The 16165-nt window shown below is 70.5% G+C and carries 14 protein-coding genes; 10 read left to right on the forward strand and 4 right to left on the reverse strand.

All coding sequences use genetic code 11. The features are described from left to right. The first annotated feature begins 118 nt into the window (after window positions 1–118). The 10 genes from ACIRFL_RS26940 to era all read left to right on the forward strand — a co-directional run bounded on the left by ACIRFL_RS26940 (window position 119) and on the right by era (window position 10402). Complete coding sequence (locus tag ACIRFL_RS26940) at window positions 119–1243, forward strand: carbohydrate kinase family protein (protein WP_404033369.1); 1125 nt, start codon at window positions 119–121, stop codon at window positions 1241–1243. Window positions 1244–2128: 885 nt separating this feature from the next. Continuing rightward, entirely contained in the window at window positions 2129–3205 is a 1077-nt protein-coding gene (locus ACIRFL_RS26945; RefSeq protein WP_404033315.1) for a PhoH family protein, read from the forward strand. 12 nt (window positions 3206–3217) lie between these two features. Next, entirely contained in the window at window positions 3218–3715 is a 498-nt protein-coding gene (gene ybeY, locus ACIRFL_RS26950; protein WP_404033318.1) for an rRNA maturation RNase YbeY, read from the forward strand. Window positions 3716–3726: 11 nt separating this feature from the next. After that, window positions 3727–5034 carry a hemolysin family protein gene (locus tag ACIRFL_RS26955; RefSeq protein ID WP_404033321.1) on the forward strand — a complete coding sequence of 436 codons (1308 nt, stop codon included), beginning with the start codon at window positions 3727–3729 and terminating at the stop codon, window positions 5032–5034. Next, the gene (locus ACIRFL_RS26960; RefSeq protein ID WP_404033324.1) at window positions 5031–5390 is read left to right on the forward strand and encodes an MmcQ/YjbR family DNA-binding protein; all 360 of its coding nucleotides are present in this window, start codon (window positions 5031–5033) and stop codon (window positions 5388–5390) included. Before ACIRFL_RS26955 ends, ACIRFL_RS26960 begins: the two co-directional genes overlap by 4 nt. 55 nt (window positions 5391–5445) lie before the next feature. Further along, window positions 5446–5799, forward strand: a complete 354-nt coding sequence (locus tag ACIRFL_RS26965; RefSeq protein ID WP_404033326.1) for a cytidine deaminase — start codon at window positions 5446–5448, stop codon at window positions 5797–5799. Between the two features lie 546 nt (window positions 5800–6345). Beyond that, window positions 6346–6822 carry a hypothetical protein gene (locus ACIRFL_RS26970; protein ID WP_404033329.1) on the forward strand — a complete coding sequence of 159 codons (477 nt, stop codon included), beginning with the start codon at window positions 6346–6348 and terminating at the stop codon, window positions 6820–6822. A 155-nt stretch (window positions 6823–6977) separates the two neighbouring features. Further along, a complete protein-coding gene (locus ACIRFL_RS26975) occupies window positions 6978–8306 on the forward strand; it encodes a beta-xylosidase (RefSeq protein ID WP_404033332.1) in 1329 nt (442 codons plus the stop codon). Between the two features lie 90 nt (window positions 8307–8396). Then, window positions 8397–9359, forward strand: a complete 963-nt coding sequence (locus ACIRFL_RS26980; protein ID WP_404033335.1) for a DUF916 domain-containing protein — start codon at window positions 8397–8399, stop codon at window positions 9357–9359. A gap of 89 nt (window positions 9360–9448) precedes the next feature. Then, window positions 9449–10402 carry a GTPase Era gene (era, locus tag ACIRFL_RS26985; RefSeq protein ID WP_404033341.1) on the forward strand — a complete coding sequence of 318 codons (954 nt, stop codon included), beginning with the start codon at window positions 9449–9451 and terminating at the stop codon, window positions 10400–10402. A 119-nt stretch (window positions 10403–10521) separates the two neighbouring features. On the opposite strand, the gene ACIRFL_RS26990 is transcribed toward era, so the two are convergent. The 4 genes from ACIRFL_RS26990 to ACIRFL_RS27005 form a co-directional block, all read right to left on the reverse strand. After that, on the reverse strand, window positions 10522–11076 hold the full coding sequence (locus tag ACIRFL_RS26990; RefSeq protein WP_404033344.1) for a hypothetical protein: 555 nt from the start codon (window positions 11074–11076) through the stop codon (window positions 10522–10524). Between the two features lie 58 nt (window positions 11077–11134). Continuing rightward, window positions 11135–11467, reverse strand: coding sequence for a hypothetical protein (locus tag ACIRFL_RS26995; protein ID WP_404033347.1), 333 nt, complete (start codon window positions 11465–11467; stop codon window positions 11135–11137). A 166-nt stretch (window positions 11468–11633) separates the two neighbouring features. After that, on the reverse strand, window positions 11634–11972 hold the full coding sequence (locus tag ACIRFL_RS27000; RefSeq protein ID WP_404033349.1) for a hypothetical protein: 339 nt from the start codon (window positions 11970–11972) through the stop codon (window positions 11634–11636). After that, the coding region (locus ACIRFL_RS27005; RefSeq protein ID WP_404033351.1) for an RHS repeat-associated core domain-containing protein at window positions 11969–16165 on the reverse strand (4197 nt) is incomplete at its 5' end. The genes ACIRFL_RS27005 and ACIRFL_RS27000, both read right to left, overlap by 4 nt.

Consider the following 16165-nt stretch of genomic DNA (forward strand, 5'->3'; position numbering starts at 1 on the left):
GGCCCGCCTGCCGACACGGGGCTGAGCAGCGCGCCCCACCCCCGCCCCCGCGGAGCGCAAGGCACACTGGCCTGACCCGTACCACGTCAGGGAGCGCACCGTGACCGCGTCTCACACGATTGCCGGAGAGGAACCGGAGCACCTCACCCAGCCCCAGCACGGCCAGGTCAACGTCGACCCGCTGGCCGTCCTGCGCGCCCCCGGCGACCCACCCTGGGACGTCTACCTGACGGGCACCGTCTTCCTGGACATCATCTTCACCGGCCTCGACGCGGCCCCCGTGCGCGGAACGGAGTCCTGGGCCCGCGGCATGGGATCGAGCCCCGGCGGAGTCGCCAACATGGCCACGGCCCTGGCCCGGCTCGGCCTGCGCACCTCCCTCGCCGCGGCCTTCGGCGACGACCACTACGGCGAGTACTGCTGGGACGCCCTCGCCCAGGGAGAGGGCATCGACCTGTCGGCGTCGCGCACCGTACCCGGCTGGCACTCCCCGGTGACCGTCTCGATGGCGTACGACGACGAGCGCACGATGGTCTCCCACGGGCACGAACCGCCCCCCGAGGAACCCGCACCGGACTGCCCGCCACGCGCGCGTGCCGCGGTCGCGTCCCTGACGCCGGGCGCGCCCGCCCCCTGGATCGCCCAGGCCGCCCGCGAGGGCACCCGTGTCTTCGCGGACGTCGGCTGGGACGACACGGGCGCCTGGGACCTGTCAGGGCTGGCCGATCTGGAGCACTGCGAGGCGTTCCTGCCGAACGCCGAGGAGGCGATGCGCTACACCGGCGCCCGCTGCCCCCGGTCGGCGGCACACGCGCTCACCGAACACGTACCGCTGGCGGTGGTCACGCTCGGTGCGGAGGGCGCGTACGCGGTGGACCGGCGGACCGAGGAGACCGCGGAGGTTCCCGCGATCGCCGTGGAGGCCCTTGATCCGACGGGTGCCGGCGATGTCTTCGTGGCGGGCTTCGTCACCGGCACCCTGGCGGGCTGGCCGCTGGCCGACCGGCTGGCCTTCGCGGGGCTCACCGCGGCGCTGTCCGTCCAGGAGTTCGGCGGGTCCCTGTCGGCGCCCGGCTGGTCGGAGATCGGGTCGTGGTGGCGCAGGGTGCAGTCGGTGGACGGCCAGGACCCGACGGCGCTGAGCCGGTACGCGTTCCTGGAGCGCCTGGTACCGGAGGAACCCGCACGTTCGTGGCCCCGCCGCCGAGCAGTCCCCACCATCGGCTTCCGCCGCTCAACCTGACACCCACCGCACACGGCGTACCGGGGGTTCCGGGCGCGGGCTGCCACCGCACCGCCGTGGGGCGGCAGCCCCAGCCCACGACGGCCAGCGGGCAGCGGCGTCGGCCGCGCACAGCGCGGTGACATCGCCGACGGGTCTCGGACCGGGGCCCGCCCACCCCGGGGCCCAGCGCCGCCCTGCCCGCCCGCACAACGTCGAGTCGACTGGACCGCGGACCATGGACCTGCCCCCGGAGGACCGGAGACCGTTCCTGTCCCGGTCCGTCGGCGCCGACGGGTCTCGGGCCGGGGGCCCGCCCGCCCCGGGGCCCAGCGCCCGTCCCGCCCGCACAACGTCGAGGTGGCTGGATCGCGGACCATGGCCCCGCCCCCGAGGAACCGGGAGACCGTTCCTGTCCCGGCTCGCGGGCCCGTCCGGGGGCTTCCGCACCGGTCCGGTCCACTGTGGGCGGCGGCCCGCCCCTGGGCTGTCGCAGGCGAAGCCGTTCCGGGCTGTCCCCGGCCCGCCGGCGCCCTGTGCCCGGGCTGTCCCGGGTCCCCGGCGCCCTTGTGCCCGGGCTCCCGGGCCCGTCGGCGTCCTTGCCCCGACCCTCGCCGAGCCGATGCTCGGCGCCCTTGCCCGACCCCCGCCGAGCCCGTTCCGCGGAGTTCGACCCGGGTCTGCCCTGCACACCGGGCGGGGGAACCGATTCGGTCACCCGTTCGGAGGTAGGTCGTTGGGCGTCCGGGGGCCGCGGGGCGGGGCGGGTTCAGGGGGCGAGTATGCGGTGCGTGGGCGAAAAGCCCTACGGCGTTGTCGGTGCACCGTCGTACTCTTGGAAGCGCGAGGCCGCCCTCAGCTACGCGGCCGTGAAGAGGAGGAACCGCAGGCCTTAAGCGCCGGCCCATGACTCAGACACCGACAGCTCACACCCCCGCGCAGGAGCAGGCGAGAGCACAGTTCACGGTCCCCGCCCAGCACCCGATGGTCACCGTGCTGGGTTCAGGCGACTCCCTCCTGCGCGTGATCGAGACGGCCTTCCCGGCGGCCGACATCCACGTCCGGGGCAATGAGATCAGCGCGGTCGGCGACCCCCGTGAAGTCGCCCTCGTCCAGCGCGTGTTCGACGAGATGATGCTGGTGCTCCGCACCGGGCAGCCGATGACGGAGGACGCAGTGGAACGCTCGATCGCCATGCTCAAGGCGAGCGAGAACGGGGAGAGCGACGGCCAGGAGACCCCGGCCCAGGTGCTGACGCAGAACATCCTGTCCTCGCGCGGCCGCACGATCCGCCCCAAGACGCTCAACCAGAAGCGCTACGTCGACGCGATCGACAAGCACACGATCGTCTTCGGCATCGGCCCCGCCGGCACCGGCAAGACCTACCTCGCCATGGCCAAGGCGGTGCAGGCGCTGCAGTCCAAGCAGGTCAACCGCATCATCCTGACCCGCCCCGCGGTCGAGGCAGGCGAACGCCTCGGCTTCCTGCCGGGCACGCTCTACGAGAAGATCGACCCCTACCTGCGCCCGCTCTACGACGCCCTGCACGACATGATCGACCCGGACTCGATCCCCCGCCTGATGGCAGCCGGCACCATCGAGGTCGCCCCGCTGGCCTACATGCGTGGCAGGACCCTGAATGACGCCTTCATCATTCTGGACGAGGCGCAGAACACCAGCCCCGAACAGATGAAGATGTTCCTCACCCGGCTCGGCTTCGATTCGAAGATCGTGATCACGGGCGATGTCACCCAGGTCGACCTGCCGGACGGCACCAAGTCCGGTCTGCGCCAGGTGCAGGACATCCTGGACGGCGTGGAGGACGTCCATTTCTCCCGGCTGTCCTCCCGCGATGTGGTACGGCACAAGCTGGTGGGCCGTATCGTCGACGCGTACGAGAAGTACGACAGCAGGAACGGCACCGAGAACGGCACCCACAAGGGCGCCCGCGGCAAGGCCGGCCACGCGCACAAGGGGAAGTAGACCAGCACGAGCATGTCGATCGACGTCAACAACGAATCCGGCACCGAGGTAGACGAGCAGGCGATCCTCGACATCGCCCGCTACGCGCTCGCGCGGATGCGCATCCACCCGCTCTCCGAGCTCTCGGTGATCGTCGTGGACGCCGACGCCATGGAGCAGCTGCACATCCAGTGGATGGACCTCACGGGCCCGACCGATGTCATGTCCTTCCCGATGGACGAGCTGCGGCCGCCCGCCAAGGACGACGACGAGCCCCCGCAGGGACTCCTCGGTGACATCGTGCTGTGCCCGGAGGTCGCTGCGAAGCAGGGGGCGGAGGCCCCGACGCAGCACTCCATGGACGAGGAGCTTCAGCTGCTCACCGTCCACGGGGTGCTGCACCTGCTCGGCTACGACCACGAGGAGGCCGACGAGCGGGCCGAGATGTTCGGCCTGCAGGCGGCCATCGTGGACGGCTGGCGCGCGGAGAAGGGCCTGGCCGGCCCGTCCCCGGCGCCCACGGTCTCGTAAAGCGGGTCCGCATGAGTCCGCAGATCGTCCTCGGTGCGATCGCGCTGATCGTCGTCGCCTGGCTCGCCGCCTGCGCGGAGGCGGGTCTCGCGCGTGTCTCCAGCTTCCGCGCCGAGGAGGCCGTGAAGTCCGGCCGCCGCGGCAGCGCCAAGCTGGCCCAGGTCGCCGCCGACCCCACCCGCTACCTCAACGTGGCGCTGCTGGTCCGCGTCGCCTGCGAGATGGCGGCGGCGGCGCTGGTCACCTACGCCTGCCTCGAGGAGTTCCCCGGCTCCACCGCCGAGGCGCTGCTCATCGCGATGGCCGTCATGGTCCTCGTGTCATACGTCGCCGTCGGCGTCTCGCCGCGCACCATCGGCCGGCAGCACCCCTTCAACACGGCCACCGCGGCGGCGTATGTGCTGGTGCCGCTGGCCCGGGTGATGGGCCCGATCCCGTCGCTGCTCATCCTCATCGGCAACGCCCTCACCCCCGGCAAGGGCTTCCGCCGCGGCCCGTTCGCCTCCGAGGCGGAGCTGCGCGCGCTGGTCGACCTCGCCGAGCAGGAATCGCTCATCGAGGACGAGGAGCGCCGCATGGTGCACTCGGTCTTCGAACTGGGCGACACCCTGGTGCGGGAGGTCATGGTCCCGCGGACCGACCTGATCGTCATCGAGCGCTACAAGACGATCCGCCAGGCCCTGACCCTGGCCCTCAGGTCCGGTTTCTCGCGTATCCCGGTCACCGGGGAGAGCGAGGACGACATCGTGGGGATCGTGTATCTGAAGGACCTGGTCCGCAAGACGCACATCAGCCGTGACGCCGAGAACGACGTGGTGTCGACGGCCATGCGGCCCGCCGTGTTCGTGCCCGACACGAAGAACGCGGGGGACCTGCTGCGCGAGATGCAGAAGGAACGCAACCACGTCGCGGTCGTCATCGACGAGTACGGCGGCACGGCCGGCATCGTCACCATCGAGGACATCCTGGAGGAGATCGTCGGGGAGATCACCGACGAGTACGACCGTGAGCTGCCGCCCGTGGAGGAGCTGGGCGACGACCGCTACCGGGTCACCGCCCGCCTCGACATCACCGACCTCGGCGAGCTGTACGGGCTGGAGGAGTACGACGACGAGGACGTGGAGACCGTCGGCGGGCTGCTCGCGAAGGCGCTGGGCCGGGTGCCGATCGCGGGCGCCACATCGGTCGTGGAACTGCCGGACGGCCGGGAGCTGCGGCTGACCGCGGAGGCCGCGGCCGGACGCCGGAACAAGATCGTGACGGTGCTGGTGGAGCCGGTCGCCGTGGTCGGGGCGCCCGTCGAGAAGGAGGCCGAGTGACGCCCCGGGAGCTGCGTGACTTCTGCCTGTCCTTCAACGCGAGCGTGGAGGACTTCCCGTTCAACCCCGAGACCTCCGTCTTCAAGGTGCGGGGCAAGCTGTTCGCGCTGACCAACCTGGGTGCCACGCCGCTGACGGTGAACCTCAAGTGCGATCCGGACGACGCGGTGCGGCTGCGCGGCGAGCATCCGGGGCTGATCGTGCCGGGCTGGCACATGAACAAGCGGCACTGGAACACCGTCACGGTCGACGGGGGACTCACGGACCGTCTGGTCCAAGAGCTGATCGAGGACTCGTACGACCTGGTCGTCGCGGGACTGCCGCGCGCCGAACGGCTCCGCCTGGACCGCCCCTGACGCCGTTCGCCGCCCGGGGGAGGCCGGGGGTGCGGGGCTTCGTATGCTCGGGGGCATGACCGACAGCACCGGGCTCGACCCCGAGGACCGCAAGATCGTCACCCTGGCCCGTTCCGCACGGGCCCGCAACGGCGTGCCCGAGGGCGCGGCGGTACGGGACGAGACCGGGCGCACCTATGTCGCCGGGACCGTCGCACTCGACTCCCTGCGGTTGAGCGCGCTGCGGACGGCCGTGGCGATGGCGGTGGCGTCCGGGGCGGAGTCCCTGGAGGCGGCGGCTGTGGTGACCGACGCGGGGGGCGTGCCCGCCGAGGATCTGGCCGCCGTACGGGATCTTGGTGGCGTGGGCACGCCGGTACTGGTGGCTGGGGTCGACGGTGAACTCCGGCTGACCCTGTCCGCCGACTGAACCCCCGCGGCGCGCCGTCGTTCGCTGCGGCCGCCTGTTTGCCGGTTGAGCCTCGCCGTTGGTTGTCGGTCGTGGTTCGCTGCGGGTGCGTCGTGGCTGGTCGCGCAGTTCCCCGCGCCCCTTTCGGGGCGGTCAGGCTGAGGCTGTTTGCTGGTTGGGGCGTGCCGTTGGTTGTCGGCGGTCGGTCGTGGTTCGCTGCGGGTGCGTCGTGGCTGGTCGCGCAGTTCCCCGCGCCCCTTTGGGGGCGTGGTCCGGTTGAGCCTCGCTGTTTGCTGCGGGTGTGTTGGGGCTGGTCGCGCTGTTCCTCGCGCCCCTTTTGGGGTGCGGTTCGTCCGGTAGGTGTTTGTGGCCTGGGGAATCGGCTGGAAATTCACCTTGCCGGGGTCTGGGACTCGCGTGTCAATGGAAGCGCGAGTTCCGACGGACCGTCAGTTTCAGCCCCCGCAGGGTGTCCGCACCCACCTGGTCCGGGGGTGTCCGTCGGGGCGTACCTCCCGTCCATCCCCACATGGCATTCCCACACATCGGGAAGGGAGCCGGATTTCCATGAGAGGCAAGCGAACAGCAACCGGTGCGGCACTGGCGGTCGGGGCCCTCGCGGTCACCGGGCTGGCCTTCGCGCCCGCCGCCCTGGCCGTCACCCCGCAGACGGCGACGATCACCGCCGACTGCGGGGCCTTCGGCGGCGGCGCGGCCACGCTCACCGCCACCCAGAACGGCACCTCGGCCACCTTGACCCTCAAGTCCACCGCGGTCACCGCACCGTTGGCGCTGTCGGCGGACTCGATCACCTCCAAGCTCACGATGGTCAAGGCGGGCGGCGGCAGCACCGTCTTCAGCGGCAAGAAGAACCCCGCCATGGCCGCCGGTGACCCGGTCACCGTCGGCCCGCTCAGCGGCACCGTGGCCTCCGGCGACAGCCTGGAGGCGCACGGCGGTTCACTGCAGATGACGATCTTCGGCATCACCATCACCTGTACGGCGACCGGCAACCAGTCGCCGGGCCCGTTCGTGTTCGACTGACCGGGAGCCGACCCGACGCACGGCCGCGGCAGGAAAGCTGATGCTCCGTCAGTTTTCCTGCCGCATCTCCATTGACTTCTCACGCGGCCTCCACATCAATGGCCCCCTGTCGGCGCAGCCGAGCCGCTGCGCCCGCAACCCTCAGGAGGGGGCCCATGGGTTCGACACTCCGAAGATCCACCCGGTGGCGCTGGGCGTCCCTGCTCGGCGCGACCGCGCTCGCGGTCACCGCGGGCGGCGCCCTGGCCTGTCCGGCCGGCGCCACGGGCAGCGACGTGGACTTCGCCACCCACTGCATCCCGCCCGCGATCGCGGGCCTGCCGCCCATCGACGGCACCACCACCGCGAACATCTCGGTGGACGACGCAAGCCCCAAGGTCGGCGACACCGTCACCGTGACCTACACGGTGGTCACGGCCGCCGCCGGCAACCCCACCGACCTCGCGCTGCCGGCCGACATCATGACCCCGACCGGGAAGGTCACCCTCGGCGGCGCGCAGAGCGGCAGCATCACGGTGGCGGGGCCGAAGAAGAACCCGCCGGTGCCGGGGAGGGGCGCCTTCCCGTCGTTCTCCATGACCGGGACGTTCACCGTCACCACACCCGGTGCGATCACCCTGGCGCCCGGCGACTACAACATCCACACCAGCTACATCCTCGAACTGGACACCCCCTGCACGGTCACCAACCCGCCCGCCCCGGTGTCCGAGACCGTCACGGCGACCTCCGGCGTGCCCACCAACTCCCGTGCCATCTCCTTGAGTTCCGCATCGGGGAAGCCGGGTGACCGGGTCACTGTGAGCGGCAGCGACTTCACGCCGGGCGCGCGCGTCACCCTGGCGGGGCGGTCCGGGGCCGCACAGACCGCCGACACGGCGACCGCGACCGCCGACACCCGGGGTTCCTTCAGCGGTTCCCTCGTCGTCAACGACCCGGCCACCACCGGGATCGTGGCCTACGAGGGCGACGCGTGGAACGCCGACCTGGGCGCAGGGCCCGCGGCCTACGTCGTCGACGACACCACGCCCGTCCCCGACGGCAGCCAGAGGCTGACCACCACCGTCAAGGCGGGCACCCTGTCCATGTCCCAGGCCGGGGACTCCGTCGCGCTGTCGGCGGTCGAGTTCGGCCAGGGCGGCGCCGCCACGGGCGAGCTGCGGACGGTGACCGTCAAGGACTTCCGCGGCGGCCCCGCCGGCTGGTCCCTGACCGGCAAGGTCACCGACTTCACAGGACCCGGCGGCCGGATCGACGCCGGGAAGCTGAGCTGGCGTCCCGCCTGCGCGACGAAGCCGGGCAGCCCGAGCACCTGCGGGGCCGGTTCGGCGGGCCCGGTGGGCGCTTCCGGGGCCACGCTGGCCCAGGCCACGGACGGCACGCTGACCGGCGGTGAGTTCACCGTCGACGCCGGGCTGTCCCTGGACGTACCGGCGTTCACGCCTCCGGGCGGCTACTCCGGCGTCCTCACGCTCACCCTCACCTGACCGTGCCCGACTCCGGCGGCCGGGCGCCCGCCCGCACGGGGGCCGCACCCGCCCGACCGCCACGACCTACGCCCGTGGGGGTCCGCACCCATGCGCAAGCCGTACGCCCTCCTGCTGAGCCTGTGCTGGCTGCTCCTCGGTCTCGCGGCCACGCCCGCGCGGGCCGCCGACAACGGCAGCTGGTCCGTCCACCCCGTCTCCGCACGGCCGTACTTCCTGCTCTCCGCCGACCCCGGTCAGAACATCGAGGACAAGGTGGTTGTCGCCAACAAGACCGCCGAGCCCCGCACCTTCCGGCTGTACGCGGCCGACGCCTACAACACCGCCCGGGACGGCGGCTTCGCCGTGCGGTCGCCCGGTGAGCGGATGCGGGGGGTCGGCGCCTGGGCGCGGCCCGCGAGGTCCCGGATCACCGTTCCCGGTCACCGTGCCGTCACGGTGCCCTTCACACTGCGGGTGCCCGCCGACGCCGAACCGGGCGACCACCCCGGCGCGCTCGTGGCGATCGACGAGCGGATCGAGCCCGGCGCCGGTGCGGTCGCGCTCGGCGTGCGCCGGGCCGTCGGCGCCCGGGTCTATCTGCGGGTGAGCGGGCCCGCGCTGCCCGCGCTGGCCGTCGAACGGGTCCGTGTCAGCCATCACCAGCCGCTCGTTCCCGGCCTCGGCGACAGCACCGCGGTCATCTCCTACACCCTGCACAACACCGGCAACGTCACCCTCGATCCGCGGGTGGAACTCGGGGTGCGGGGGCTGTTCGGCCGTACACTGCTGACCCGCGACCTGACCGGGCTCCCCGCGGAACTGCTGCCCGGGCAGCGCGTCCGGCTCACCGCGCCGTGGCGCAACGCGCCCCAACTCGACTGGGGCAAGGTCACGTTGACGGCGCACGCCACCGGTACGCGGCAGTCGGCGAGCGTCCCGTTCCTGGCGCTTCCCTGGCTGGTGCTGACGCTGGCAGCCGCCGCGACCGTCACCGGCGTGACCCTGCTGATCCGGGCACGCCGAAACCGCGCACCCCACCGGCCCGCGCCCGCACCCGGTCGTACAGCGTGATGGATTGATGACCCACCGTTACGCGGATCGGCTCCGATGTCCGCCGCGGGCGGTACGGGCCGGGTTCGGGATCAGGGACAATGGGCGGCATGAGCGTTCGTACCCAGTCATCCGAGCAGTCGGCCGAGGCCGTACACCGTGCCGGCTTCGCCTGCTTCGTGGGCCGCCCCAACGCGGGCAAGTCCACCCTCACGAACGCGCTGGTCGGGCAGAAGGTGGCGATCACCTCGAACCGGCCGCAGACCACCCGGCACACGGTACGGGGCATCGTGCACCGCCCCGAGGCCCAGCTGATCCTGGTCGACACCCCCGGTCTGCACAAGCCGCGCACCCTGCTGGGCGAGCGGCTGAACGACGTGGTGCGCACCACGTGGGCCGAGGTGGACGTGATCGGCTTCTGCCTGCCCGCGGACCAGAAGATCGGCCCCGGGGACCGCTTCATCGCGAAGGAACTGGCCGGGATCAGGAAGACGCCGAAGGTCGCCGTCGTCACCAAGACCGACCTGGTGGACTCCAAGGCACTCGCCGAGCAACTGATCGCCATCGACGCGCTGGGCAAGGAGCTGGGCATCGAGTGGGCGGAGATCGTCCCGGTGTCGGCGGTCGGCGACAAGCAGGTGGAACTCCTCGCCGACCTGCTGATCCCGATGCTTCCCGAGGGTCCCGCGCTGTATCCCGAGGGCGACCTCACGGACGAGCCCGAGCAGGTCATGGTGGCCGAGCTGATCCGCGAGGCCGCGCTGGAGGGCGTACGGGACGAGTTGCCGCACTCCATCGCCGTGGTCGTCGAGGAGATGCTGCCGCGCGAGGACCGGCCCGCGGACCGGCCGCTGCTTGACATCCACGCCAACCTCTACATCGAACGCTCCAGCCAGAAGGGCATCGTCATCGGGCCCAAGGGCAAGCGCCTGAAGGACGTCGGTATCAAGTCCCGCAAGCAGATCGAGGCGCTGCTGGGCACGCCGGTGTTCTTGGACCTGCATGTGAAGGTGGCGAAGGACTGGCAACGCGACCCAAAACAACTCCGCAAACTCGGCTTCTGACCGAGAAGCCCTTCCCGCTCCTCCGGCTCACTCCTCAAGCGTCGTCCGGGTAGTAGTACCACCCGCAGGCCTAGAACTCCGGAAACTCATGCCCCACGAGTCGTGTCCCTGACTGCCCGTCATCGACTCAACCGCTCCGTCCTGGCCTTCCACGGAGTGGGTTCGGTGGCGATGATGTGCTGGACCTGCCATCGGGTCTCCTCCCAGCGGGCCTCGCGTGCGGCCTGCCGCCGGTTCTCGCCCTCGTCCGGGATCTGCTCGGCGTACCAGCGGCCGATCTCCGTCTGGCTCTCGCGTGCGATGTCCTGAACGGTGATCAAGGAGCTGCGCAGCATGTGAGCACGCGCCTCCTCCATCATGCGCTGACAGCCGACCCGCACGGCCTGCATCGCCAGTCCGGCTCCCAAGGCCAGAAGGTGCCGGTTGCCCTCCCATCGCTCGGCGGTCTTGTAGAGCCGTTCGTGGGCCTTGAGCAACCGAGGGCCGGCCACGCCGAGATCGATCGCTTCGTGGGCGGCTGCGAGGTACTCACGGCACGCGTCCCGTACGGGCTCCTCGATCCTCTCCTGGAGGGTGTCGAGAACATGCTGCGCGAAGTCCAGCGCCAGATGTGCTGCGCGGTTCCGGTCGACCTGATCCAGCAGCTCGCTGAGTAGTTCGGGGAGTACGATCACGTCAACTCCTGCCCCATGCGCCGCGACCCCGGTCCAAGAGTCCGTCGCGGGGCTCGGTTCATTCCTCAAGGGTCCAGAAGGGTGAGTTCTTTGGGGGTGTGGGGCGGATGGTGAGGCGGGTGAAGTCGAAGTTCGCGTCGTCGTCCTCGTCGCCTGTGGGGAGGCGGCCGGAGGGGTCCGGGTAGTAGCACAGGCCGTAGGACCAGAACTCCGGGAACTCGTGGCACATGAGGTCGGGGTAGGCGGAGATCTCCGCATCGTGATATCGCTCGTTGATCCGGGCGACGGCCTCCGCGCGAGAGATACCGAAGCGCGACACCATCTCGGCCGCGATCTCCCGGAAGTACTCGGTCATACCGTCATCGAGGTCCATGACGAATTCCGCGGTCATGCTGTGGGTGGTCCTACTCGTGCCCGTGGCTGCTCGTCATTGACTCGGCCCGGGAGGCGTTGGTGAACTGGTTGCCCTTGGTGACGACATCGGCATCAAGTCCCGTAGGCAAATCGAGGTGCTGCTGGGCACGCCTGTGTTTTGAGTCCGTCGCGAGGCACCAAGCTCATTCGTCAAGCGTCCAGAAGGGCGAATCCTTCGGTGGTGCGGGGCGGACCCGAAGACGGGCGAAGTCGATGTCGGCATCCGCGACCGCGTCGCCGACGGGGAGGCGGCCCTTTTCGTCCGGGTAGTAGTACACCCCGTAGGCCCAGAATTCGGGGAACTCATGTCCCATGAGGCCCTGCTCAAGGGGGCTCATTTCTTTGCCCGCATAACGTTCATTGAGCCTGGCGACGGCCTCAGCGCGAGAGATGCCGCATCTCTCCACGAGCACATCCGCCATGTCGCGGAAGTATTCAAGCATCTCCTCGTCTAGGGTTATCAGAAATTCTTCCGTTCTCATGCCGTCGGCCCCACTGTGCGGTGAAATGAATTATTGAAGATGTTTGCGGCTCGATCCGAGTAGATTGCTATCTGATGCCCCATGAACTCGGGGTCGGCCTTTCCGCTGATAAATCTCCTGACATTCCTGAGCATCGGTCCCTCCACCATCTCGTAATTGTGCATGGCGCCACCGGTTCGGTGATGCTTGATGAATGCGGCGAGTTCGTCGCTCGGGCCGTCGAAGATCTTGCTTCCCAGGCTGTCGAGTTCACTCCTGGGTACCTTGAAATGAACAACCGCAGGCAGGCCACCTCGTTTTTCGGCCAGTTGCTTCGCCCAGGTGGCGGCCTGCTTCGGATCATTGGTGACGTAGAACCCCCCTCTGCCGAAGTCCATCGGGCGGTTGCTCCCCACCAGATTGATTCCGTCGTTGACGATGCTGTCGGCGTGTTGCCTGAGAGTCCCATGGTAGAGATCCACGAGGCACGGTGCCTTGAGGCCCAGTGGGTCTTTCCACTGGAGGGGGTTCTTCACATAGGCGTGGTGGTTCGGGGACGGGGTGCGGCCCAGGGGGTCGGGGCTGAGGTAGCGCGCGGTGCCCGGCTCGTAGTACCGGTGGTGGTTGTAGTGGAGCCCCGTCTCCGGGTCGAGGTACTGGCCGGGGAACCGCAGCGGACAGTCGACGCGGGAGACGGCGTCCGGGTCGGCGACGGGGACGCCCCAGATCGTGGACGCCCCGGTCCAGACGACGTCGCCCCGCGCGTCCAGCAGCTCCGTCGGCGTGCCCAGGAGGTCGGTGACGATGGCGTAGAACCGCTCGTCGATCTCCTCCTGCGGGGTGTCGGGCCCGACCCCGCGGGTCACGCGGACGCGCTGCGCGACGGGGGCCGGCCCCTCCGCCCAGTCCCACACCGTGCTGACGGTTCCGTCCGACTGTTCGGCGAGGTCGTCCGCGTCCCAGAAGAACCGCACCTCCTCGGCGATGGACCCGTCGTCCGCGCGCAGTTGCTTCGCCACCCGCCTGCCGACCGGGTCGTAGACGTAGTGCCAGCGACGGCCGTCCGGGGTCAGGACGTCCGTCAGCTGGTCCTCGGCGTTCCAGGTGAAACGCCATTCCCGCCGGCCGCCGGACAGCAGCTTGGTGATCTTCCGTACGACGCGTCCCTGGCCGTCGTGCCGGTAGCGGGTGCGGCCGGCCCGTTCGATGAGGGTGCCCGAGTAGCCGCGTTCGCCGGGCCCGGCGTCCTCGTCGCCGACCGGCGCCGAGGTGGCGAAGTCGGTGAGGTTCCCCAGGGCGTCGTACCGGTAGGTCTCCTCCCAGCCGGCCGCGCCGCGTACGGCCGTCACCCGCCCCGACCGGTCGAGCGTGAAGGTCCGCTCGCCGTGCCGGGAGTCGGCAACCGAGGTGAGGCCGCCGTCGGTGCGGTGCTGGAAGACGCGCCGTTCGGTACGGCCCGCCGCGGTCACCACGCGCTGTGTGGTCCGCAGCCGGTCCGTGTCCCACGCGTGGGTCAGACGCGCGGCGTCTCCCAGCACCCGTTCTGTCTCACGGCCGGCGATGTCGTACTGGAAGGTGACGTCGTGCTCCCCGATCCGCTGCACGACCGACCGCCGCTCGCGCGCGTACGCCCACCGGGTGACGGCGCCGCTCGGCGTCCTGCGCACCGTGCGGCGGCCGGCCGCGTCGTATCCGGAGCTGACCGCGTGGCCGTTCCACGACTCGGCGAGCAGCCGGCCCGTCGCGTCGTACTCCCGGTGCAGTTCGACCTCGGTGTTGCGGGCCGCGACGAGCCTGCCCAGCGGGTCGTACGCGTATGTGGTGGTGCTGTCGTCGGTCTCCATGGCCACGACGTTGCCGACGGCGTCGTGGCGGAACCGGGTGGACTCCCCGGCCCCGTTGGTCCGCTCGACGAGCCGGCCCGCCGGGTCGTAGCGGTAGCCGAGCGTGCGGCCGTCGAAGTCGGTCTCGGAGATCAGCCGGCCGACCCCGTCGTAGGCGTAACTCCAGGTCTGTCCGGCCGCGTTGGTGACGCTGCGCAGTCTGAGTTCGGTGTCGTACGCGAACCGCTCCAGGGTGCCGTCCGCGTCCGCCCGCAGGGTGCAGAGGTCGAAGTGGGTGTTCTCGTACCGGGTGTGGCGGCCGTCGGAGGAGCGGTACTCCACCGGGTTGCCCTCGGCGTCGTACGACCAGTGCTCCGTGGTGCCGGTCGGCAGCCGCCGCCAGGCGATCTGGCCCTCGGGGGTCCAGCCGACCCGGGTGACCGCCCCGAAGGCGTCGGTGAGTTCGGTGATACGGCCGAAGGCGTCCCGGACCAACCGGTCGGTCGCTCCGAGTGCGTCCGTGGTGCGCACCGCCAGGCCCGCGGCATCGTTGACGATGGTCTGCAGCCGCTCGCCCAGCGGGTCGACGATGCCGGTCAGACCGCCTGCCCCGTCGAAGGTGAAGCGTGTGATGGCGCCCAGCGGATCGATGACCGCCACGCGGTTGCCCCGGTCGTCGTACACCGACTCCCATGTGCTGCCGTCCGGCTGTGTCACCTTGGTGACCTGGCCGAACTCGTCGTACTCGGTGTGTACGACCGCTCCGTCCGGGCGCGTGACCCGAGTGATGTTGCCGTCGCCGTCATGGCCGAGGCGGGTGGTGTGACCCAGCGGGTCGGTCAGTGCCACGAGGCGGCCGTGCTCGTCCCAGTCGCGGGTGGTCGTGTGCCCCGACGGATCGGTCTCGCGCAGCGGACGCAGGTCCTCGTTGAAGGTGTACGTGATCGAGTGGCCGAGCGAGTCCGTGGCGACGGTCGTGCGCGTGTCGTCGTCGTACGCGTAGGAGTACGCGAGTACGCCGTCGGCACCGCCCGTGCGGACACAGCGGCCCCGCTCGTCGTACGCGTAGCGGTACCGGTCGCCGGTCCTGCTGCGCCAGCCCGTGATCCGTCCCTGGTCGTCGTAGTCGTACCGCTGGGGTACGGAGGAGGAGTCGACGACTGCGGTGAGGCGGCCCTGCCCGTCGTACTCGTACGTCCGCAGCGTCGGCCGGTCGGGGTCGCTCAGCAGGCGCAGGGCGGTCACCCGGCCGTCCGCCGTGCTGATACCCACGCGGTACCCGCCGTGGTGCACCAGCTCGCAGGGGGAGCCGTCCGCCGCGTGGCGTACGCCGATGGTATTGCCGTTGCGGTCCCGTACCTCGGCCAACGGGAGTTCGGCGGCCCGGTCGCCGGGAACGTGCCGGAACCGCAGGGTCGTGCCGTTCTCCGGCTGCCACAGCGTGAATCCGCCGTCGGGTGAACCGTCCCAGCTCAGGGGCCAGTCGGGGCCGAGGACCGGCCGCATCGGCTCGCCGGGCTCCGGGACCGCGTAGTACAGCACGGTGCCGTCGGCCGCGACACATCGGATGCCGTCGTCATCGAGGAGCAGCCGTTGGTCCAGCGTGGACGTCCAGTCCGCGCCGAACCAGCCGCCGGACGTGACACCCGTGCGGTGGCTGCGCTCCAAAACGAGCGGCAGGACGCCCGGCAGGGAGACGTCCGTGATCGACATGACCATCTGGCCGGTGGCCATGTCGATCGGATCGCCGCATGTGAACAGGTTCTTCATCGAGCGGCCCAGGCCCTTGAGGCGCGGCCTCATCCCCTTGAGCCCCAGCGCCATGCCCTTCAGGCCGCCCTTGCCCAGGGTTTTGAGGCCCTTGGCGAGTTTGCCGAAGCTGGTGATGCCCTTGCCGCCGGGTATGCAGTCCAGGGCCGCGAAGGCGACGTCCCACAGGGATGCCTTGCCCTGGGAGTATTTGTAGAGGGTGTCGGCGAGGACGACGAGGGCCGCGATCAGGACGATCGCGCCGAGGATCGGCCCGCCGATGATCATCGCGATGATGCCGACGACCGCGACGACGACCTTGCAGACCGCGACGATGGTGTCCCAGTTGTTCTCGAACCAGTGGCCGATGTCCTGCCACCACGACCGGTTCTGGATCCCCGCGTCCGACGCCTCGTCGATCTTCGACTTCGCCTCACGCGCCGCCTCGTCGCGCATCGCCCGCGCGTCCTCGGCCATCTTCTTCGCCGCGTCCAGCGCGCTCTGCGCGGTGGTGACGTCCGACCGCGCCTTCTCGTGCGCCGACCTGGCGTTGTGCACATCCCGGGCCGCGGCCCGCACCTTCGCCTCGTCCGGCCCGTCGGCATCCGACCCGCTGCCCGTCGGGTCGTCCTTGTACTTGTC

The sequence above is a fragment of the Streptomyces sp. NPDC102462 genome (assembly GCF_044765425.1).
In the GTDB taxonomy this organism is placed as follows: Bacteria; Actinomycetota; Actinomycetes; order Streptomycetales; family Streptomycetaceae; genus Streptomyces.

Bases quoted from the DNA above. Each gene is read 5' to 3' on its own strand.
- ACIRFL_RS26945 (WP_404033315.1), top strand. From the start codon at position 2,129: ATGACTCAGACACCGACAGCTCACACCCCCGCGCAGGAGCAGGCGAGA.
- era (WP_404033341.1), top strand. From the start codon at position 9,449: ATGAGCGTTCGTACCCAGTCATCCGAGCAGTCGGCCGAGGCCGTACAC.
- ACIRFL_RS26995 (WP_404033347.1), bottom strand. From the start codon at position 11,467: ATGACCGCGGAATTCGTCATGGACCTCGATGACGGTATGACCGAGTAC.
- ACIRFL_RS26970 (WP_404033329.1), top strand. From the start codon at position 6,346: ATGAGAGGCAAGCGAACAGCAACCGGTGCGGCACTGGCGGTCGGGGCC.
- ACIRFL_RS26965 (WP_404033326.1), top strand. From the start codon at position 5,446: ATGACCGACAGCACCGGGCTCGACCCCGAGGACCGCAAGATCGTCACC.
- ACIRFL_RS26975 (WP_404033332.1), top strand. From the start codon at position 6,978: ATGGGTTCGACACTCCGAAGATCCACCCGGTGGCGCTGGGCGTCCCTG.
- ACIRFL_RS26980 (WP_404033335.1), top strand. From the start codon at position 8,397: ATGCGCAAGCCGTACGCCCTCCTGCTGAGCCTGTGCTGGCTGCTCCTC.
- ACIRFL_RS26955 (WP_404033321.1), top strand. From the start codon at position 3,727: ATGAGTCCGCAGATCGTCCTCGGTGCGATCGCGCTGATCGTCGTCGCC.
- ybeY (WP_404033318.1), top strand. From the start codon at position 3,218: ATGTCGATCGACGTCAACAACGAATCCGGCACCGAGGTAGACGAGCAG.
- ACIRFL_RS27000 (WP_404033349.1), bottom strand. From the start codon at position 11,972: ATGAGAACGGAAGAATTTCTGATAACCCTAGACGAGGAGATGCTTGAA.